Below are 18,993 nucleotides of genomic sequence, written 5' to 3'. Positions count from 1 at the left end.
AAATACGTTCTCTAATATTTCCATTTTCTTCTATTTTTAAGGCTTTTTGAAGTATTGTTTTTTGCTGTCAGATAATTTTTTGCTGGCATATTTCCTATTATTGGGTTATTTATTAATTTTTATTATACCAATTTAAATGCCGAACAGCTTAATGTTATCTTTCCACATGCAATTTCATATATTCCTAAACGTATTAGATAAGGATGTCCGCATACCATTTTCATGAGCTTTTCAACCTCACTATTGTTCCAATTAAGCCCATGGAAACAAGCTAAACTTTTTACTTGAATCGGGTCAAATTCTGTTAGTTCTAATGGTACTCCCGCATTGAAAGGAGATTGATTGATATCTAAGGGTATATAAACTTCCGTTGAATGGGCGACGACTAATCGCAGTTGTCTCCAGACATCAGCAATTTTTCCTTTTTCATGCCAGCTGCGTAGCATACCCAAAAAATCTTCAATGACCTCCCTATAGGAAAATAGACGATCTATATCATCTAATCCTAATACCAAAGGACAATTAATTTGGGGCAATAAATACTCTTCAAAGTACAGTGTACAGTTATCGTTGCTACCGAAAATTTCTGTATACCAATAATTCTCTAGCTGATTAGCTAACTTTAACTCCCGACTAACCTGTAGGCAAAGCCAACGTAGAAAGGGAGCATCCCAATTTGGCACGTTAGCTCTTTTTAGGGGGCTGAAACCCTTGAAATATCGTTGCTTTGGGTAATATTGTTTCCAAAATGGGATGCTCCCCGTAGAAACAGCTCCAAATTAGTCAAAACGGACTTATTGACGCTATTCAAACCCAGATACACTGTTTGATAATTTTCCGAAGCAGCATGGTCTAACAGCTTCATGATCAAAGAGGTCTTACCCATTAAATTTGGGGCTTTAATCCGAATTAACGCCGCCGGTTTAACTACTGTTTTATAGCCAAGAGATTCAATACCATCTCGTTCAATGTAAAAGGGAGAAGACGGTGCCACGGCACCTTCTGGAAACGGTAATTCTGTTGCTGAAACACGGAGCGATGATGGCAATTTTATCCTATCTTGTAGTTTTGTTTTACCTCTCTCTAAGGCGACTTTAAAATTCTTTTTAGTTAACTTTTCCCCTAAAGCTTCAGACAGCTTTTTCCATAATTGATTGCCAATATCTTTGTTAAGGTACTCTGTACTATAGCCAGAGCGTTTGCCAATTTCTTCATAGGTTAGTCCTTCCCAAGAACCTTCTAGTACAAGTATTTCTATATCATTAAGGTGCTTTTGGGTCTTTTGGAAAAGCAGTTGTTCTGCTATTTCTTTTGCCTGCTGCCAAGTCAATCCTGATTCTAAGTTACTCATTCTGAGTCGTTTCGGATGAAGACACAGATACCAGGGTAAGCGCAAGACAAATTGAGCCAAAATGCGATATAGGGCAAGAATTATGACCATATTAAGCCAAGATTGCTCAGCACTATTGCATATTTATATCAATATTGTTGATAAGAATGCCGCCTTATTGATTCTTGCGTTTACCCTGACACAGATACCAGTCTGGATTCTATTTTCTATATTACACGACTTGGCAAGTTAAGGGTGAATCAAGGAGCCACAACAGGGTAATCTGGGAGACATCACAGTTAGAGAGTTAACCGGGTGTATCTCATATTTGTAAAAAAGAAGGGGGAGTGTCGGAAGTTTGGGAAGTGTGGGGAGAGGGGGAGATACGGAGATAGGGAGATAGGGAGATGGGGGAAATTTTTATTAAGGGTAATGTCATATTCGTCAGTATCCCAAATTCCAGGGAGCATCCCATTTTGGAAAAAAAATAAAATTTATTCGCGAGTGTTAATCGCGAATAATATCCCAACTTAGATATTTTCTTGTTCGGAGTCAAAAGAAATATCTAGTAAGCTCTTTTTAAGAGAATCAATAGTTTTTTGTAATTCAGAAACTATGGTTCTTCTGGCTACACCCATCACCCCAGTGACATGGGCTTCACTCCCAGCCTTCCCCAAATGCTTATATTTACTTAACTTGGGCCGTGAACCTGTGGTCTTAAAGGTGGGTGAACTGGCTTGTAATTTGTAATACCAGTAGGCTTTTTGGAGCTGTCGAACTTGATAACGCGCTACCCAAGCATCTTCCGGAGCAAGTTCCCCTTGACCCTCGAAGAACTTTTGATAGGTTTCGAGACTAGCAATCGCTGTCTGTAAACGAGTTATTCTCTCTAGTGTATCTTGTTGTGACTTACGGGAAACTCTTCTGCCCATTGAGGAAAATCTCCATGGGACATCTATTCGCGAGTATAAATCGCGAATATTGTCTAGTGTAGCAGGATTTTTAAGGGCTTAAATAGCTAGTTGACCGTTGAGATAGGCACAACGCAGTTGTAAGATATTAGCGACATTATCCCGGTGCCACTGGGCTCCGTTTAGTTTAACTCGGTGGCTGATTTGTTTGACAGCCGATTCCACCGCTCCGCTTCCAATTGAACAAATTTGTTCCCTTTGAAAAGAGTGATAATTTATTAACCTTTTACGATGTTTTTTGAGATAGCAAATAAATTGAGTTCCTCCCACTGGCTGAACTGACTTTAACAACTTCATTGCCTCGGATACCTGTCCCATCCACAGGTAAGCCTCTAACTGTTTTTTGAGGGATTTTGTCGTTTCTATTTTAGGCAGATTTTCGATTAGGTGATACCAGTCCAAGATTTCAATCCTATCCTTATTATCTCCAATTTCAGATATATTCCAGATTCCATCATGTCCATCTCCTAAGCAGTAGAAGGGCGAGGTTAATAATTGACTATTTATCCAATCCGTTAAAGATAGATTATCTTGAAAAAATGCTCCGTAATAAATACCTGTCTTGATGCAGTCGCTCATGGGGGGAACCCCCAAGACCGCGCTGCATCGCTTGTAAACGAGCTGTTTTGTATTCTTTCCAAGAACTAGGTTCTCCTAAAGTTTCCGTCCTCAAGCGGATTTTCCCTCCATCAACACTTACCTCGGATAACCCTTGTTTTAGATCAGGAAGTGTCAACTCAATTTGGTTAACCTTTCGTTCGCGTAGCGTGGCCTTTGGCCAATGATGAGTGGAGTGACCAACTTGGAGTCCAGTTAACAGATATAAGTCCTGCTCTGCATCTTGATAAGATTCATTGGCACTCAAGAGGAGACAGCATTTTTCCAACAGAGGGCTATGGCGCGTATAAGGTTGTATTCCCAAAGCATCTGCTTGTTTTTTGGTAATCTTCAGTTTTCCCAGACAGCTTTTAATGGTTCTGGTTTTTCCTCGTTGGATTTGGGTCTTTTTTCCGATCAAAAAAGGGCAATTTTGGGACTGACATGTTCTCAAACCTGCTGTCTGACTGTAATTTCGATATCTGCTAGGCTTTCTAAGCTATCAGTGTCAGTATTGTTGTACAGAATCTCACTGGCTCGTATTAAACAAGCTTCCAGCTCTTCCCGTTCGGATGGAGTCATTAGCAAAGCGTATGAACATCTACGTCTCTATTATGCCAGCTCCTAAACCTCCAACTCTACATTTGGAATTTAATTCGCGAGATATAATCGCGAATTAAATTCTCCCCCTCTCCTTGTATTTTCCAAAATGGGATGCTCCCAAATTCCATACATTCGTGCCTAGCTCAAATTGAGGATTTTTAGATTTCATGTCTGAATTCCTTGTGATTATTACTGTGGTGGAGGTAGATGCATCCTTTTCACAGTCACTTATCCTGTGGATGGATAATCAGTACAATCACGTTGTAACGATGCCAGAATGTTACCGTTCGCTCGCTTGAGATAAAGACCCTATGCCCCAGCCTTCCGGTTAGTTGCCAGTAGTTTCGGCATCCGACCTGTGAGCGCCCTTTAGTTGTCTAGCATCAGCACTGCAAAGCGTTTGTTGCCATTGACGGTGTAAGGCTCAACATCAAAAATTCTCGCCCCATTTTGTTGCCACAGTTGATTAACTTGCGCTGCGGTTTTACCGTAGTACCACCACCAGCGTTGACCTTGAGAGCGTTCCATGACGACAGTAAAAGTATTGTTGCCACGTCTTTCGATATCGATTAATCTGGCTTTGTTTTCTTTGAGTTTCGAGCTAATAAAGTTGGCTGATTTGTTGGAATAAACCCACCACGCCTTGTGGTCTGCACCTGTATTTTTAATCATTACAGCACTAAACCGGCGCTGACCACCGACAACATAGGTATCGAGGTCAACAATGCGTGCTTTATTATCCCTGGCTTTTGCCATGATGTCATTAAAGGAAAGGTCAGTATAGTACCACCAAGCTTTAGCTTCAGAACCTGTATTGGAGACGAGAACGACTGCATAGCGTTTTTTGCCATTGACCCGATAAACTTGCAAGTCGATAATCCGAGCCCGATTTTGCGAGAGTTTTTCTTTGAGCGTCTGAGAAGTTATACCGTAGTACCACCACCATTTCTTAGCATATGCACCTTGGTTTTTTACCATTGCGGCGCTAAAGCGATAGGGAGAGGTAGATTCTACTTCCAGGTCAATAATTCGATAACCTTCCTTAAGCTTGGCTTTGATTTGGTTAACAGACACACCTTGCAACCACCAAAACTGAGTAGGAGTAGTGTCTGATGTTTCCGTCAGAGCAATCTGTGTATTGGCAGTGGTTTCTAGTTGATTAGCTTCTGAGGAAAGAGGCTGCAATTGACGAGTAGATTCGGGGAAAACTGGACTCGATGCATTAGCATTTAAACTCAAGAGTGGTAAAGTGAATCCGAGTGTTAGGAAGAATGCGATCGCATTTCGTTTCATAATCTTTGTTCACCTGAATGCATAGATGTAATGTGGAGTGAATGTCCAACTAGCCAATTTGCTCTCTTTTGCGTGCTAGTTGGGGTTAATGGTAGATGCACTCTAGATTTGAGTTGACGAAAATCGAGTCATTAAGTTCCCACTAAAATTCTCAGTTAGAAGAAACAAAACCAAGCTGTCTGGGGTAGCAAATCTTGTATTTGTATGCTGAGGGGGTGACATGAGCCCCAAAAAGCTTACTCTATAAGGCTTTGATGCCAATGGGCTCATGGAAGATACAGTCGGAAATTAACCCTCAATTCATTTCCTGGAAGCCCAAACCCTTATAACTACGTCCAAAGTCAGCCCAAAACAGAATGTATATTTTTGTTAATTATCGGCTGAAATTACTACCCAGTAAGGATTTCAGCTTGCATGTCACCCCCCCAGATTTGTATGTACAAGCCGAACAAGAATTAACAGGTGATTTCTCACATTGCACGCGCACAGAAACAATGCCTTCAAAGTCTCCTGTTAACTTTCGGAATTGAGGAAGAGCTGGTGCAGCAGATACATTAAAGACTTGAAATATCCCCACTGGGCCTTCAAGTTCGACCCTGAGATCGTGGTTGCCAGTAGCTTCTATTTCTAGGCTAATATTGCGACGAATTCCTGATTGCCAAATTAAGTCGGGTACCCAAAGGCAATCAGTAGAGCTATCCGGTTGGCGAGATACTTCATTTTCTACGCAAGCGGTTGGTAAAAACCAGACAAGGGTTGGAAAAGGTTGAGTTAGTTCTTCTGCGTAAAAGAAGAGAGAGTCAAGAATTAAAACAGCAGTTTCTGCTTGGTTATCTGTAGGAGAAGGGATTAATTCAATGCTTGTTACCTGCTCAAATTCTTCAACAAAAGGCGCTCCAGCACGAACTTTCCTTGTCAGGGGTTCAGTACAGTTTTTGGTGACAATTTTTACTTCAAAGTTGCTGTTACCTCGATTAGTAAAGTTTGCGAGAACTCTTTGAGGACGACGAGAGCGGAAAATGTTTCTGCTCCCTTCTTTACAAAGCATCTGCACTGTTTCCTGCATCCAGGATATTTCAGGAGATGACTGTTGTTTCATACATTCAGAAGATTGATAAACCATTTAGATTTCCTATTGATTTAGGTTGTAAATGTGGTAATGAGTTTTTGGTGATTCAGTGTAGGCAATGTCTAGACTACCTGCTACACATCACGCTGCCACCACAGGACCACATCAGCAAAGGTCATACGACCCTGGGTAACCACAAATTTGATCCGATTGTTGCCATTTTTGAGTAAATTGGCACTAATCACTTCGTGGATGCTGTTTAAGCCAGAATTCCCTAAAGTAAAACTGACCTGATTAGAATTATTGACAGAAATATTGAAGCTAACTCGCTCGCTAGTGGGATAAACCATGAAGGCAAGAATGGATCTTGAACCTAAATGGGCATCACTGGGAAGAGAAAATGAAAAATCTTGATCGATATCTCCGCCAACTTGCAAAGTGAACTTGCTGTCTCGTATAATGCTATAGTCTGAAATTCTAGCCATGATTTTTACCTCTGATTAATTAGTACATTGCTCAAGCCCAAAGCTGAAATAAGCTTGATATCAATCATTATCTTGGTAAATCTAGGAAGCAACCATGGGAATAAAATCAGGTAATTCCAAGGATAGTTGAGCGATAAAAATAGGATTAAATCAGGTCAAACAAAATTAAAATAGGAAAAAGTCAGGTGGATTGCTCTGGGCTGGCAAATTTATGCGATGATAACTATATCCCGCAGTAGATGTGCTGTGCTACCATGACTGACAATTCAAACTCTGATTACGAATATCATATTGGTGGTAGTCTTCCGGCTGATGCACCAAGTTATGTGACGCGACAAGCCGACTGGGAACTTTATCACAACTTAAAAGCCGGACAACTTTGCTATGTTCTCAATTCCCGACAAATGGGTAAATCTAGCCTGCGCGTGCGGGTGATGCAAAAGCTACAAGCAGAAGGGATCGTTTGTGCTTTTGTTGATTTGACCGGGATTGGCAAAGAGGGTATTACTCCCGAAAAATGGTATGCCGGAATTATCTATTCTATTGTTAGTAGCCACCCGCTCAAAGAAAAATTTAATTGGCTTTCTTGGTGGCGGGAACGCAGAGATTTACTTTCGCCCATACAGCGCTTGCATTCGTTTATTGAGGATATTTTTTTAACAGAAACACAAGAAAATATTGTTGTTTTTGTTGATGAAATTGACCGCGTTTTAAGTCTAAATTTATCGTTAGATGACTTTTTTGCCTTAATCCGCTTCTTTTACAATCGGCGAGTAGATAATCCTGCCTATCGTCGTCTGACTTTTGCCCTTTTGGGAGTGGCAACCCCAAGCGATTTGATTAAAGATAAAACCCAAACTACTTTTAATATTGGTCAGGCCATAGAACTACAAGGATTTAAACTACAGGAATCCCAACCCTTAGCTAAAGGTTTAGCAGGAAAAGTAGACAAGCCGCAAGGGATTTTAGCAGACATCCTCGCTTGGACAGGAGGACAGCCATTTCTGACGCAAAAACTATGTCAGCTTGTAGTTCGAGAAGCAGACAAAGATAGCATTGTGAGTTCCCAATCTCTTGAGGAGATAGTACGCAAGCAGATCATTGAGAATTGGGAAGCACAAGACGAACCCGAACATTTGCCGACAATCCGCGATCGCATCTTCCGTAATCCTCAAGGTGTTGCTAGGCTCCTCGGCATCTATCAACAGATTCTACTGCAAGGAGAAATCATTGCTGACTCTTCTGTTGAACAAACAGAGTTGCGTTTAGCAGGATTAGTGGTACAACAGCAGGGTAAATTAAGGGTCTATAACCGAATTTACCAGCAAGTTTTCAATCAGCAATGGGTAGAGAAGCAATTAGAAAAGCTGCGTCCTTACTCGGAAAATTTCACGGCTTGGGTTGCTTCCCATTATCAAGATGAATCCCGTCTATTGCACGGTCAAGCATTGCAAGATGCCTTGCAATGGGCGAGTGATAAAAGTTTAAGTCCCATTGATTATCGTTTTTTAGGGGCGAGTCAGGATTTTGAGAAGCGAAAAGTTGAAATTAATCTAGTTATTCAACAAGGAGAAAGTCGGCTCTTAGCCCAGGCCAATCAAACTTTAACCAAAGCGCAACAGCAAGCTAAAGCCGAATTAACCAAAGCGAAACAAACAGCCAAGATGATCGTTGGTATTGGTTCTGGCATTCTGGCAATTTTGTTGTTAGTTGCCACCGTCGTCGGATTGCAAGTTAGACAAGCCAAACGGGAGCTTGCAGAATTAAAGCTATCACTGCTTAGTGTCAACTCCCAAAAAGCGTTGGACTCCAGTCCCTTTGAGTCTCTGTGGAAAGCCCTGCAAGCAGGACAAAAACTACGAGGCATGGAAAAGTGGCAGCCAGTGGAACCAGAGACACGTAAGCAGGTAATTGATACCCTCCGTCAGGCAATTTACCTTACTACCAAAATATCCGGGAACGTGAGAGCCTCCCTGTTTCAAGGGCAGGGTAAGCGCAAGAATCAATAAGCTGTAGCTTATTGAGAAAAAACTGGGTTCATTCTCAACTATTAAACTCTATTGAGAATCAAGTTCTACGAGATTATAGGGGTTTCGAGCCACGATCAACCGATATCCAGCCAATGCACATTATGGGCAATTTTTTCTTGCGCTTACCCTGGTTTCAAGGGGAGGATGAAACGGTTAGAAGTTACCGTAAGATAATGGAGCCTTTATGGTTGATTGGTTATGCAAAAAAGGTTAAAACTTATTGATTAAGGCTCCATTATCTAAGGTTTCGTCTCCGGACGCGACGGGTTTTAACCCGCCGTGTCCCTCTGCTTAGGTTCAGGAAATCTGGCTATTAGGCTTCTGATCAGCTCAGATGGAGTCATACCACGCCGTTCTGCTTCCTGCTTTAACTGCATTTTTTCAAATTTGGTAATTCGGATCATCAATCTTTCGTCTTTCATTTGTGAGTTACCATTTGCGCGTACATTTGTTACGATTATAGTGGGAGGTGATAAGATGTACAAGACGATTCCAGTAAAAGCAAACTTCACGGACGAAGAGCGAGCCTTTTGGGTTTTTCAATGCCAGCAAGCTAATAGCTTATTAAATTGTGCTATCTATTACACCAAACAGAAACACTACAGTTGGTTAGAGCAAAAAGAAGAAGCTTTTACAACCTATTGGCGAGGGGATGATCTTAGATATGGGTGGAAGACCTATAAATGCAGCATTAAGCATGCCGAACTCTGCAAGAATTTAAAGGAAAATCATCATTACAGGGCGATGGCGGCTCAATCAGCTCAGCAAACCCTCAAGACTGTAGCCGAATCAATCAATAGTTATAATCACTTAGTTGGCCATTATTACAAAGGGAATGTTGATCGACCAAAGCTACTAAGATACAGAAAGAAAGGCGGATTGGCAGCTGTGACTTTTCCCAGGCAAGCTCTCAATTACAAGTCAGGTTTGTTTTACCCATCCATCAGCAAAGAGACAAAGCCTGAGTTGATCACTGAAATAGCCCTAGAACCGCCAGATTTCATAGATCCAGACTGGGTAAAAGAGGTTACTGTTCGCCCATATTTAGGAGAATTGTGGATTGATTGGGTTATTGACGACGGAAAGCAACCAGTCTCTGACAACCCCAATCTTGACTACTCCCAGGCTTGGAGTTTCGATCACGGCGGGGATAATTGGCTAACAGGTGTTTCGACTCACGGTAAAAGCCTAATTATCGACGGTCGTAAGCTAAAGTCACTGAATCAGGCATACTGCCGGTTAGTAGCCAAATACAAAGCAGGTAAGTCTGATTTTTACTGGGACGCTAACTTGGATCGGGTTCAGCGAAAGAGAAATAACCAGATGAGAGATGGGATCAACAAGGCTGCTAGGTTCATCATCAATAGGTGCCTAAATGATCGAATCGGAAACTTGATCGTTGGTTGGAACGAGAGGCAGAAAGACCGTTCTAACATGGGCAAACGGGGTAATCAGAACTTCGTTGTAATCCCCACTAAAAGGCTAATCGAACGGTTAAAACAACTTTGTCCAGAGTATGGAATAAAACTCACAATCACTGAAGAATCGTACACCAGTAAAGCGTCCTTTCTTGACGACGACAGCCTCCCAAAAATTGGCGAAAAACCCAAAGGATGGAAACCGTCGGGTAAACGAGTTAGGCGCGGATTATATAAAACCTCTTTTGGGTGGCTAGTAAATGCGGATTGTAACGGAGCCGCTAACATAGCCCGAAAAGTAGCCACACAGCTAAAAATCGACCTAGCTAAGGTGGGTAGGGGAGTTTTGGCACTCCCACACCGGTATGACCTTTTCACCTCAATGAATAGATCATACAGGACAAGATGTGAAGAAGTGCGGTTTCAACCCACTTCGTAACAACCTTGTAGAATCCCCTGTGTTTTAACCAGGGGAGATGTCAAGTGGTCACAACAACCAGCTTACCAGTATCAAATTTAGCCCTGATGGCAAGCTCTTAGCTTCTGCTAGTCTTGACAGTAGGATAAAGCTATGGGATGTGACCACAGGAAAGGAACTGCAAACCTTAATTGGTCACCGTCATTGGGTTAACAGTGTGAGTTTTAGCCCTGATGGTAAATTGCTCGCTTCTGCTGGGTCTGATAACACGGTAAAGTTGTGGAATTTGGAGCTAGATCTTGATAATTTGATGAGGCTAGGTTGCAACTGGCTTGATGATTACCTAGCTACACATCCTGAGATGGAAGAATTAGAGTCTGCTTGCCAAAGTGCTCTTGAAAAGAGATATAGCCATTCTCATCACGAGTGAGGACAAACCTTACTTCTTTACTTCTGCCTTCTGCCTTCTGCCTTCTGCCTTGCTTTTGCCCTTAGTATAAGTATTCAACCGGACATGATATTAATCCACCCGGCCAAATCGCCCAAGGGGAAACAGACGGAATAAGACTTTACCAAAAATTTGCTCCCTATCCACCAAGCCCACCAACAACTTATCCTGATCATCTGGATTTTTACCCAAAACTAAGTAGCAACAAGAGGGGATGTCTATCTCTAGTTCTTGGTAATCTTGGATGGGAATTCCTTGAATGTAGTCAGTTTGCAGCAGATGACCATTGACATAAACCTCTCCTTGCTTAATGGCAAACGTTTCCCCAGGTAACGCCACAATCCGCATCATGTAGTTGTTACCATTAAAGCCTTGCTTAGCCAAATCCTTGTTAACCCAAAAGTCAATTACATCTCCGTGGTGGAATTTGCGCCAATGACGGGTGACCATATCCGTGAGAACCACATCACCGCTCTGGACTACTGGTACTACCGTTGATTTTAGCCCACTGTCAACCCTATAGATGCTGATAGTGAGAATTAGAACAACAAACAGAGAAAATCCCAACAGAATATAGCCCAGACCAGGGTTTTTAGAACGTTCAATCAGGGGGGCTCGAACAGGTTGATTGCCCACAAAATACTGACGCAGGGCATCATGAATAAAACGATAACGCCCTCCCACTTGCTGAATCAACCGCCGTTCTGCGGCATAACTGAGGAACTTGGCATAGTTCCAAGGAATTGCTCCCCTTTGCCATAAAATCAGCCTCAGGGTCAAGTGCCGTATCAAGTCTTGACCCCCAGTTCCTAGTGCCAAACTCAAGCCTACAAGTAAACCCATTCTTAAAGAGCTAGTCAAATCAACGTTAGCTTCTGTAACGATGGAGATAAGGGGATCAATTAATGCCCCAGCCTGAAAAGCAAACAGGGCAATAATAAACGTGCTTTTAAACGATTCTTTTATACTTTGATTAGGTTTTTCTAAAACTTTAATCTCTGTTTTTAGCCCAAAAATCAGCCCACAAATCAGCCCACAAATCAGCCCAAAAAACAGCCCAAAAATCAGCCCAAAAATCAGCCCAAAAATCAGCCCAAAAATCAGCCCAGATTTCACGCAATAACAAGTAGTTATAGCAAAAGCTTCAGCATTTAGTTCGTAGTATTTAAATTCCTCAAAAAACAGCCCAAAAATCAGCCCAAAAATCAGCCCAAAAATCAGCCCAAAAATCAGCCCAAAAATTAATCTAAACGCAATTCTTTCCCGACCTTTTTTTAACCAATATGACTGCATATTTTCAATGAGAAATTCAGTGGTTGAATCGGCTACTAATTGCCGAGCTAGATAAGTCAACCAATGTCTAGTCTCCTCATCCCCATAAGGAACTCCCTTGGGATAGTTTTTCGGATTAAGGGGTAACTTTAAGCGCTCCTCCACATAGGCTGACCACAGTTGTGCCTCATTGGTAATCGGCTGCCCCTGGTATGCTGTCACCATCACGTTTAAAAACAGGGGTTTATCTGCCATTTCTCTCATCTGAGCATCACTGGATAGCAGTTGCCAAAGCTTGGTTTTACCCAGGCGCTGGAGATAATTTTGGATTTGGACATCATTGGGGGACTGCAAGCAATAAGCCCCATTAAGTTTACGTAGTTTGACTATTCCCTGCTGATATTCTTCCAGGCGACAGCAAACCACCCCACGGCGTTGGATGTTTTGCTTGAAAAACTGATTAATTTTGGTGACGCACAGCCTTTGACGGGGTATGCCTAACTCATCTAAACCATCGAGAAGGGGCAGTAGTTGATGGTTTTTGAGCCATTGTTGACTAATTTTTTCGTCAATGCTGTAATTGTGTTTTAGTTGAGCCACTAACCATTGATCAATCGGTTGCTGATCATTTTTCCAGGCAGAAAGCTCGAAGATGATCGGGACCGGTGCAGCATGATTCTGTTCTGCTTGCTTAACTAAATCCTCTGCTAGTCTTAGTAAAGTGGTGGTTTTCCCAGACCCCGGTTCCCCTAAAATGAGTAACCGACCTTGCACATCTGGCCGTTCAAATACCTCCATTGCTGAGGTTTGAGGCGCTAGGGGAATTACTTTCTGTCGCTGGTCACGTTCTACCGCCCCCTTGCTCTGCTCCATTGGTAATTCCAGATACAGATTAATCTCTAACTGGTCTTGGTGCAGAGAATCCTGGAGTCGAGTTGTTACCTCCCAATTAACTGCTTTCAGTAAGTCTTTGCGATTGCAACTAGCAGCATACTGATCACGCTCAAGCCAGCCAATTAGCTTGCGTTGTAATTCTCTCCAAAGGGGAGCTGGCAAATTTCTTGGCTGCTCCCGATGATTAATGTAATTACCCTCAACATACACACCGTGGTCAGCAAAATCAGTCTCGCGGTAATTACGTCCTGTCTTAATTTCACGCTCTGGCTGCTTTGGTTCTTCAGTCACGACTGTAAATCAAGCTAGGGTGATCGAGGTCTAGTCTGCTGTTAATACTGCTGAGTTTGCGTTGCTGAATTGAAGTATGAATGCGCAATCGTTTGGTTTTGCTAAAGCCCCCTAAATCCCCCAAATTTGGGGGACTTTTAGAGTTTTTTCCCCCCAGAATTGGGGGGTTAGGGGGGCGAAACCATACTCAGAATCAGCAACGCCTAGTTTCCTGCAAATCTTGCAGGGCACCGATAACAAAACTAGCAGCCGGATGGTTCAGCAGTTGCTCAAAAGCACTGACACCACCAGCTTTCAAGGCACTGAGTACTCTATTACTCAAAGCAGGGTTAGTGTCAATCTGCTCAACTGCTGCTGCTGCCACCTTCATCTTTCCAGTGGTAGTATCGGTAGGGTAAGTTTTGTCTAAGGTCTCTAGTAATTGTTGAATCTCTGCTGCAGCTTTAGCGAGGTTTTGTTTTTGCTCTGGGTTATTATTGTAATAATCGCCCTCGACGTAAGCACCTTGGTCCCTGAAGTTGCTGTCACGGTAGTTTCTACCTACTGTTTCACGGTAATCCCTACCAGCTTGAATATTGCGATCGCCACTCATAACTAATTTCTCCTTAGCCCCTCACGGTAAAGCCAATCCTATATCCCTTTTCAGCCATGAGCACCCTCAATGCACTAAAAATGGGAGTATTGGCTGTATTGTAGCTAGATTTGGATAAATTGACTGAATCTCAACTCTGTTAATTCAGCAATGCCGTCTTTCTTACCCTTCTCACGACTCAATCCCTAATTCCTCTTTCAATTCTTCCAAACTTTGAGGAGTAGCTTCTTCTGACTCTGCCCATTCCAAGGCCCTAAACAGACGCTTGGCATTTTCTGGCGATCGCAACAAATAAATAGTTTCTAAGATACCGGACAATTCATCTTCAGCAATTAACGCCACATTTTTCTGGTTACTACGCTTGATGACGATAATTTCGCGCTGATCGTAAACTTGATCTAGGATGCTAGCTAGGTTAGCTTTTGCTTGAGAATAGGTAGTTTCCCGACTTGACATCGTTTCATTGAGGCTGAGTTGCACAATAATATTGTGCATCATTGAAATTGGAACTGCACGGTAATCTGATCCGGTGCAGCTCCTAAAAGCTGTTTGACCCGATGGTTAGAATGGGAATCTTGGTAGAACAGGCATCTTGCCTGTTTCATGTTCCGGCATCTTGGTGGAATGAGCATCTTGGTGGAATAGGCATCTTGCCTGTTCGGCGATCTATTCGAGCGGGCAAGATGCCCACTCTACGAAATTGGTTATTCCCGAGCGGGCAAGATGCCCACTCTACCAAATTGGTTATTCCCGATTCCCGATTCCCGATTCCCGATTCCCGATTCCCTTTATTACCCAAATACCTCCTGAATTCGTAACTGCTCCAACCCTCGCCCAATCAAGACCAAGAGAGTCTGACGCTTTTCATCAGCTTGCCAAGGACGGTCAAAGAAACTCTCAATGCGATCGCCTACTCCTTGGATCACCATCCGCATCGGTTTATTAGCAACATTCACAAATCCCTTAATGCGATAAATCTCTTGCTGTTGCACCAATTGTCGTAATTTTGTCTTGATTACCTGTGGATCAAATGCCTGATCTAAAATGATATTAACTGAATTAATATCATCATCATGGTCATGGTCTTCTTCATGGTCATGATGGCTAGGACGGGAGTCTAAATTATCTTCTACTCCGGCATTAAATCCTAGCAGTAAATCAGGACTAATGTCTCCCTCGTGACAAGGAACAACTTTCACACTACTTGGTAACTGCTGTTGCAACCAATTGTTTACTTTGGTTTGAGTAGGACTATCCACTAAATCCACTTTAGTCAACAGCACCATATCAGCACAAGCTAGCTGGTCTTCAAACAATTCCTCGATGGGAGTTTCATGTTCCAAGGTTGGGTCAGCCTGACGTTGGGCTTCTAAAGCATTGATATCGCTGACTAAAGTACCAGCTGCTAAGGCATCGCAGTCTACGACAGTAACTACTCCATCCACGGTAGCGCCCGTGCGAATTTCTGGCCAACGAAAGGCTTGAACTAGAGGTTTAGGTAAAGCTAATCCTGAGGTTTCAATCAGGATATTATCAATTTTGTCACGACGCTTCAGCAATTCTTGGATTGTCGGTAAAAATTCTTCTTGAACCGTGCAACACAGACAACCATTCGCTAGTTCTAAAATATTATTATTGGCGTCATCTTCTTCATCACAAATCTGACAGGAACGCAATAGTTCCCCATCAATCCCTACTTCACCAAATTCATTAACAATTACAGCAATGCGCCTGCCCTGATTATTTTGTAGCAGGTGACGCACGAGAGTAGTTTTGCCACTACCGAGGAATCCGGTAACAACTGTAACAGGAATTTTTGCAGCCATTTTAAGTAAGTTAAGGAGTCTAATAAGGTTGAAGGTTGAAGGTTGGTTGAAGGTTATTTTGTTGAAGGTTGAAGGTTATTTTGTTGTTCGCGTAGCGTGGCCTTTTGGCCAAGGTTGGTTGGTTGAAGGTTGAACGCGAACGCGTGGCCTTTTGGCCAAGGTTATTTTTTTGTTAGCCTTTGCCGTGCCGTCTGCCGTTGAAACTCTTTGTCAGGTATTGCACGATCCAAGACTCGCTATATTACCTAAACGTACATACTGGGTATTTTTCATACAGTCGAGAAGCAATTGTTTGGTATTCAATGATGCTGTTTCGGACTACAAAACTGTCTGTTCCATCGTAGGCATGGTCATTTAAGGGCGTGTAGTTCCAAGTAATTTGACACTCCCCGGTCTAAAGACGCGGGGATTCTTCATTCAACGATTCGACTTGCTGAACCTGGCCGGAGCCAAGAACAGTAGAGGCCAAATCTCCTGAAGCGTTTCGGGGAACCCGACGCTACGCGAACGGGTCTGTGACCCAGGTTCCGACGTGCCCCGCCGTACCCAAGGCTCTATTAAGGATGTTGATTGCGGCATTATGATCGCGATCTAGTTTGCAACCACACCTACAGACGTGAGTTCTAGTTGATAGCGACTTCTTGACAACCTCACCGCATTCAGAGCAGTTTTGGCTGGTATAGGCGGGGTTGACTGCAACAGTTACTCTGCCAAACTTTTTACCAAAATGCTCCAACCACTTCCTGAACTGATACCAACCTGCGTCATTAATAGACTTAGCCAGACAATGATTTTTTACTAGATTTTTAACTCTTAGATCTTCATAGGCCACCAGGTCGTTAGACCGGACTACGCAGCGTGCCGGAGACGAAACCTTAGAAGAGTGCAGCCTTACAACAAAACCTGCCACCTTTGATGCATAGCCTACCAACTATAAAGGCTGCACTCTTCTTGCGGTAACTTCTAACCAGTCTCTTGGCATGCTCTTCACGTCGCCTACTTATACTAAGGTGATGCCTAGCTAGTCTATTAATTGCTTTTTTACGATTGGCTGTTCGCGAAGCGTGGCCTACGGCCTTGCCTTTATTTTTCCGAGAAACTCGGCGTTGATAAAACTTTAATCTCTTTTCCCCAGTCCTGTAAAAACGGGGATTGGGTTCTGTCTTGCCATCAGAATTGGTATAGAACTCTTTTAGCCCTACGTCTAACCCGATAGTCTTTTTTGATGGCTCTATTTCCTCGTTGTTATCAACTGACACGCAAAATTGGACATAGTAGCCATCAGCCCTTTTTACGATCCTGACTCGCTTAATTTGCTTCTTGTCGAAGCGCCACAAGTCCCATGTACCCTTGAGCTTAAGTTTTCCAATCCCTTTATTGTCGCTGAATGTTATTGACTTTTTATCAGGGTAAAGTTTCCATCCTGACTGCTTATATTCGACTGAACGGCAGTGTTTTTGGAATCGGGGAAATCCTTTCTTTCCAGGTACTTTCTTTTTGCAGTTGTCATAGAAACGGGCGATCGATGACCATGCTCTTTCTGAGGCAGCCTGGCGAGCCGTTGAGTTTAACTCATTAGCAAATGGAAATTGATGAGCCAATACTTTACTGTACTTGCTGAGATCAAATTTGTTGGTTCCTTTATTATCCATCCATAACCTTATACAGCTATTACGGATGAATTTTACTGTCCTGATAGCCTCATCAATTGCTGAGTATTGACTCTTTTTTACTTTGACTTTGAATTCCATAATAATCATCGGTTATCGACCTCTACCGCTCTTAATTTATTCTACAACATCTATAGTAAAATTACGGAACATTTTTAGAATATTTTCTCAAGGCGGCTAAAGCCGCTGTGAGTCTTCATCCCCGGTTTAAAAATGCGGGGCTTTCGACTTGTACGTCCCCGGCTAAATAACTTCACCTTCGATCGTTTCAGGAACGATTATATTATTGCCATCTGCAAATATTTCAAAAAGACTGTCAAAAACGCAGGCTACTTGGTCAATACCCTTGTAAACTGTGTTGTTGAGAATCAAGATGGAGTCTTCGGAATAGTCAGAGATAATGTCCTCTAGGTCGGAGTTTGCCCATGCATTAATGTGGTGTTCCCATACCTTTCTCGTTTCCTCTGTTGTTTCATCGGCACGCCAGTTATAATAGGCTACCAAATTGGTGTTCAAGCTCGGTTCCGCGTTCCCAACAGAAGCATCTGCAAGTACTGGAGCGGAAAAACACGCCCAGCAAAGCCCGATTGCGATCGCAGTTAATATCCCGGCTTTTAACCACTTCAAACGTCCCAAAATACTTATATAAATCATAGACTATCTTTTTATAACTCTTCAATAAGCTAACAATACTTTTTAGTTGTGACCTCTCAGCTTTTTGGCTGAGGTATTTATAGCTGCTCAATGAGCAATTGGCAACTTTGGAATCTTCCGGGAAAGTAAAACCAATAAGAGAAGACATCAATATCTAACGGTTCAGTTAGAAATTTTAATCGGATGATATTCGATCGCCATCCAGATACAATCCGTATCTGAATAATACTGATGCCACGGATAGGTATATTGCTGGTTTTCGTGTACTTCACAAAAAGGAACGATCTGGGTGTATCCCTCAGTCATCAAGAGATCTTCATAGAGAGTCCCAAAATCCTCTTCTTTGAACTTCTGCATTCGTCCCTGTCCCAAGACTTGGGTGTGAATTTCAAGAAAGTCATGTTGGTTATGGATGGCACAATTGGTACGAGAAGGGGCATACCAAAGGTTAACTTTAACAGAGAACTTTTCTTGTTGATGGGGTGTACTCGATTGCCTTGCCATAAAATAGGGATCGACTTCTATAATTCCAGCCTCATCTTGAGGAGACTTCCACAGCGGTACATCTTTGGGGAAGTCGATCAAATTACCTAATAGATTCCACCCTGGCTCAAAGACAATCTTGCCGATGTTTTTGCTCTCTACTACCTCCAGCAAAAGTAAGGATTTGGCTTTTTGGACAGTAGTATCTTTGAGGATGGTCGATGAAAAAGCCGGAATAATGCTGGTGTTCGTTTCGCTCAGGTAAGCATCTGTCTCTTCAGGATTAACGGTGATAGTACGACTGTTAATGGGATAATTTTCCACATTTTCAACGTACTTCCCATCTATGTAGGCACCGGAAAAGTTAAGTTGTTTAACTTGGTTAGCTTTCATCGGTTTTTGACACAGAATTAAAGGACTAGCTACCTAAGAGGTTGTCTGATAAGTCTCATTTGCTACATCCAAGCCCCCGTTGGTCCCCCAAGCGAGCAATCCCTCGCTTGGGGGACTTTTAGCAGCAAATTGATTCTTCCCCACCGGTGCGCACCGCATAATTGGGGGGCTAGGGGGCAAAATTCAGTATCAAAAAACTTTTTAGATATCCTCTAAGGCGGAAGGCAAAATGAAGAATGGTGAATGCTGAAAGCAG

19 protein-coding genes and 1 pseudogene are annotated in these 18,993 nt (G+C 42.6%); 4 read left to right on the top strand and 16 right to left on the bottom strand.

Annotated elements, in window-relative coordinates; genetic code table 11:
• Positions 1-122: 122 nt before the first annotated feature.
• The 7 genes and pseudogenes from F6K64_RS17315 to F6K64_RS17285 form a co-directional block, all read right to left on the bottom strand.
• Positions 123-683 (bottom strand): AAA-like domain-containing protein, encoded by a 561-nt coding sequence (locus F6K64_RS17315; RefSeq protein WP_008185201.1) that lies wholly within the window; start codon positions 681-683, stop codon positions 123-125.
• Positions 684-694: 11 nt separating this feature from the next.
• Positions 695-1,441 carry a helix-turn-helix domain-containing protein gene (locus F6K64_RS17310; protein ID WP_052308447.1) on the bottom strand — a complete coding sequence of 249 codons (747 nt, stop codon included), beginning with the start codon at positions 1,439-1,441 and terminating at the stop codon, positions 695-697.
• A 419-nt stretch (positions 1,442-1,860) separates the two neighbouring features.
• The gene (locus tag F6K64_RS17305) at positions 1,861-2,262 is read right to left on the bottom strand and encodes a hypothetical protein (RefSeq protein ID WP_008185199.1); all 402 of its coding nucleotides are present in this window, start codon (positions 2,260-2,262) and stop codon (positions 1,861-1,863) included.
• Positions 2,263-2,340: 78 nt separating this feature from the next.
• Positions 2,341-3,480 (bottom strand): annotated as a pseudogene (locus tag F6K64_RS17300) (ISKra4 family transposase).
• A gap of 390 nt (positions 3,481-3,870) precedes the next feature.
• Positions 3,871-4,794, bottom strand: a complete 924-nt coding sequence (locus F6K64_RS17295) for a hypothetical protein (protein ID WP_008185195.1) — start codon at positions 4,792-4,794, stop codon at positions 3,871-3,873.
• A gap of 373 nt (positions 4,795-5,167) precedes the next feature.
• Positions 5,168-5,917: a hypothetical protein gene (locus F6K64_RS17290; protein ID WP_044493435.1), complete on the bottom strand. Its 750-nt coding sequence runs from the start codon at positions 5,915-5,917 to the stop codon at positions 5,168-5,170.
• 80 nt (positions 5,918-5,997) lie between these two features.
• Positions 5,998-6,348, bottom strand: a complete 351-nt coding sequence (locus F6K64_RS17285; RefSeq protein WP_008185193.1) for a hypothetical protein — start codon at positions 6,346-6,348, stop codon at positions 5,998-6,000.
• 254 nt (positions 6,349-6,602) lie between these two features.
• On the opposite strand from F6K64_RS17285, the gene F6K64_RS17280 reads away from it, so the two are divergent.
• Positions 6,603-8,357 carry an AAA-like domain-containing protein gene (locus F6K64_RS17280; RefSeq protein ID WP_008185192.1) on the top strand — a complete coding sequence of 585 codons (1,755 nt, stop codon included), beginning with the start codon at positions 6,603-6,605 and terminating at the stop codon, positions 8,355-8,357.
• A gap of 290 nt (positions 8,358-8,647) precedes the next feature.
• Here the strand turns inward: F6K64_RS17280 and F6K64_RS17275 are convergent, their stop codons facing one another.
• Positions 8,648-8,800, bottom strand: coding sequence for a plasmid mobilization protein (locus F6K64_RS17275; protein ID WP_008185190.1), 153 nt, complete (start codon positions 8,798-8,800; stop codon positions 8,648-8,650).
• Positions 8,801-8,855: 55 nt separating this feature from the next.
• Here F6K64_RS17275 and F6K64_RS17270 point away from each other — a divergent pair, with 55 nt between their 5' ends.
• Both F6K64_RS17270 and F6K64_RS17265 read left to right on the top strand, forming a co-directional pair.
• On the top strand, positions 8,856-10,235 hold the full coding sequence (locus F6K64_RS17270) for an RNA-guided endonuclease InsQ/TnpB family protein (protein WP_044493431.1): 1,380 nt from the start codon (positions 8,856-8,858) through the stop codon (positions 10,233-10,235).
• 37 nt (positions 10,236-10,272) lie between these two features.
• Positions 10,273-10,644 (top strand): WD40 repeat domain-containing protein, encoded by a 372-nt coding sequence (locus F6K64_RS17265; protein WP_008185188.1) that lies wholly within the window; start codon positions 10,273-10,275, stop codon positions 10,642-10,644.
• 90 nt (positions 10,645-10,734) lie between these two features.
• Here the strand turns inward: F6K64_RS17265 and lepB are convergent, their stop codons facing one another.
• The 3 genes from lepB to F6K64_RS17250 form a co-directional block, all read right to left on the bottom strand.
• Positions 10,735-13,119: a signal peptidase I gene (gene lepB / locus F6K64_RS38930; protein WP_008185187.1), complete on the bottom strand. Its 2,385-nt coding sequence runs from the start codon at positions 13,117-13,119 to the stop codon at positions 10,735-10,737.
• Between the two features lie 193 nt (positions 13,120-13,312).
• Positions 13,313-13,711: a hypothetical protein gene (locus tag F6K64_RS17255; protein ID WP_008185185.1), complete on the bottom strand. Its 399-nt coding sequence runs from the start codon at positions 13,709-13,711 to the stop codon at positions 13,313-13,315.
• A 171-nt stretch (positions 13,712-13,882) separates the two neighbouring features.
• The gene (locus F6K64_RS17250) at positions 13,883-14,167 is read right to left on the bottom strand and encodes a type II toxin-antitoxin system Phd/YefM family antitoxin (protein WP_044493454.1); all 285 of its coding nucleotides are present in this window, start codon (positions 14,165-14,167) and stop codon (positions 13,883-13,885) included.
• 101 nt (positions 14,168-14,268) lie between these two features.
• On the opposite strand from F6K64_RS17250, the gene F6K64_RS17245 reads away from it, so the two are divergent.
• Complete coding sequence (locus F6K64_RS17245) at positions 14,269-14,529, top strand: hypothetical protein (protein WP_131827161.1); 261 nt, start codon at positions 14,269-14,271, stop codon at positions 14,527-14,529.
• Here F6K64_RS17245 and cobW read toward each other — a convergent pair.
• From cobW to F6K64_RS17220, 5 genes are all read right to left on the bottom strand, one after another.
• The gene (cobW, locus tag F6K64_RS17240) at positions 14,503-15,537 is read right to left on the bottom strand and encodes a cobalamin biosynthesis protein CobW (protein ID WP_008185182.1); all 1,035 of its coding nucleotides are present in this window, start codon (positions 15,535-15,537) and stop codon (positions 14,503-14,505) included. The two genes, F6K64_RS17245 and cobW, sit on opposite strands and share 27 nt — an antisense overlap.
• Before the next feature lie 499 nt (positions 15,538-16,036).
• Entirely contained in the window at positions 16,037-16,369 is a 333-nt protein-coding gene (locus F6K64_RS17235; protein WP_008185181.1) for an RNA-guided endonuclease InsQ/TnpB family protein, read from the bottom strand.
• A 43-nt stretch (positions 16,370-16,412) separates the two neighbouring features.
• Positions 16,413-17,297 (bottom strand): RNA-guided endonuclease InsQ/TnpB family protein, encoded by an 885-nt coding sequence (locus F6K64_RS17230; RefSeq protein ID WP_008185179.1) that lies wholly within the window; start codon positions 17,295-17,297, stop codon positions 16,413-16,415.
• A gap of 153 nt (positions 17,298-17,450) precedes the next feature.
• Positions 17,451-17,861 (bottom strand): hypothetical protein, encoded by a 411-nt coding sequence (locus F6K64_RS17225; RefSeq protein WP_008185177.1) that lies wholly within the window; start codon positions 17,859-17,861, stop codon positions 17,451-17,453.
• Positions 17,862-18,023: 162 nt separating this feature from the next.
• Positions 18,024-18,737: a hypothetical protein gene (locus F6K64_RS17220; protein WP_008185175.1), complete on the bottom strand. Its 714-nt coding sequence runs from the start codon at positions 18,735-18,737 to the stop codon at positions 18,024-18,026.
• Between the last annotated feature and the right edge of the window lie 256 nt (positions 18,738-18,993).

This window comes from Moorena sp. SIO3A2 (genome assembly GCF_010672265.1).
Lineage (GTDB): Bacteria > Cyanobacteriota > Cyanobacteriia > Cyanobacteriales > Coleofasciculaceae > Moorena > Moorena producens.
The sequence above is the reverse complement of the archived record's forward strand: the minus strand, read 5'-3'. Positions and strand labels throughout refer to the sequence as shown.

Excerpts from the sequence above, each read along its gene's own strand:
- F6K64_RS17310 (WP_052308447.1), bottom strand. The coding sequence starts at position 1,441 with ATGGTCATAATTCTTGCCCTATATCGCATTTTGGCTCAATTTGTCTTG.
- F6K64_RS17305 (WP_008185199.1), bottom strand. The coding sequence starts at position 2,262 with ATGGGCAGAAGAGTTTCCCGTAAGTCACAACAAGATACACTAGAGAGA.
- F6K64_RS17295 (WP_008185195.1), bottom strand. The coding sequence starts at position 4,794 with ATGAAACGAAATGCGATCGCATTCTTCCTAACACTCGGATTCACTTTA.
- F6K64_RS17290 (WP_044493435.1), bottom strand. The coding sequence starts at position 5,917 with ATGGTTTATCAATCTTCTGAATGTATGAAACAACAGTCATCTCCTGAA.
- F6K64_RS17285 (WP_008185193.1), bottom strand. The coding sequence starts at position 6,348 with ATGGCTAGAATTTCAGACTATAGCATTATACGAGACAGCAAGTTCACT.
- F6K64_RS17280 (WP_008185192.1), top strand. The coding sequence starts at position 6,603 with ATGACTGACAATTCAAACTCTGATTACGAATATCATATTGGTGGTAGT.
- F6K64_RS17275 (WP_008185190.1), bottom strand. The coding sequence starts at position 8,800 with ATGAAAGACGAAAGATTGATGATCCGAATTACCAAATTTGAAAAAATG.
- F6K64_RS17270 (WP_044493431.1), top strand. The coding sequence starts at position 8,856 with ATGTACAAGACGATTCCAGTAAAAGCAAACTTCACGGACGAAGAGCGA.
- F6K64_RS17265 (WP_008185188.1), top strand. The coding sequence starts at position 10,273 with ATGTCAAGTGGTCACAACAACCAGCTTACCAGTATCAAATTTAGCCCT.
- F6K64_RS17255 (WP_008185185.1), bottom strand. The coding sequence starts at position 13,711 with ATGAGTGGCGATCGCAATATTCAAGCTGGTAGGGATTACCGTGAAACA.
- F6K64_RS17250 (WP_044493454.1), bottom strand. The coding sequence starts at position 14,167 with ATGTCAAGTCGGGAAACTACCTATTCTCAAGCAAAAGCTAACCTAGCT.
- F6K64_RS17245 (WP_131827161.1), top strand. The coding sequence starts at position 14,269 with ATGGTTAGAATGGGAATCTTGGTAGAACAGGCATCTTGCCTGTTTCAT.
- cobW (WP_008185182.1), bottom strand. The coding sequence starts at position 15,537 with ATGGCTGCAAAAATTCCTGTTACAGTTGTTACCGGATTCCTCGGTAGT.
- F6K64_RS17230 (WP_008185179.1), bottom strand. The coding sequence starts at position 17,297 with ATGATTATTATGGAATTCAAAGTCAAAGTAAAAAAGAGTCAATACTCA.
- F6K64_RS17225 (WP_008185177.1), bottom strand. The coding sequence starts at position 17,861 with ATGATTTATATAAGTATTTTGGGACGTTTGAAGTGGTTAAAAGCCGGG.
- F6K64_RS17220 (WP_008185175.1), bottom strand. The coding sequence starts at position 18,737 with ATGAAAGCTAACCAAGTTAAACAACTTAACTTTTCCGGTGCCTACATA.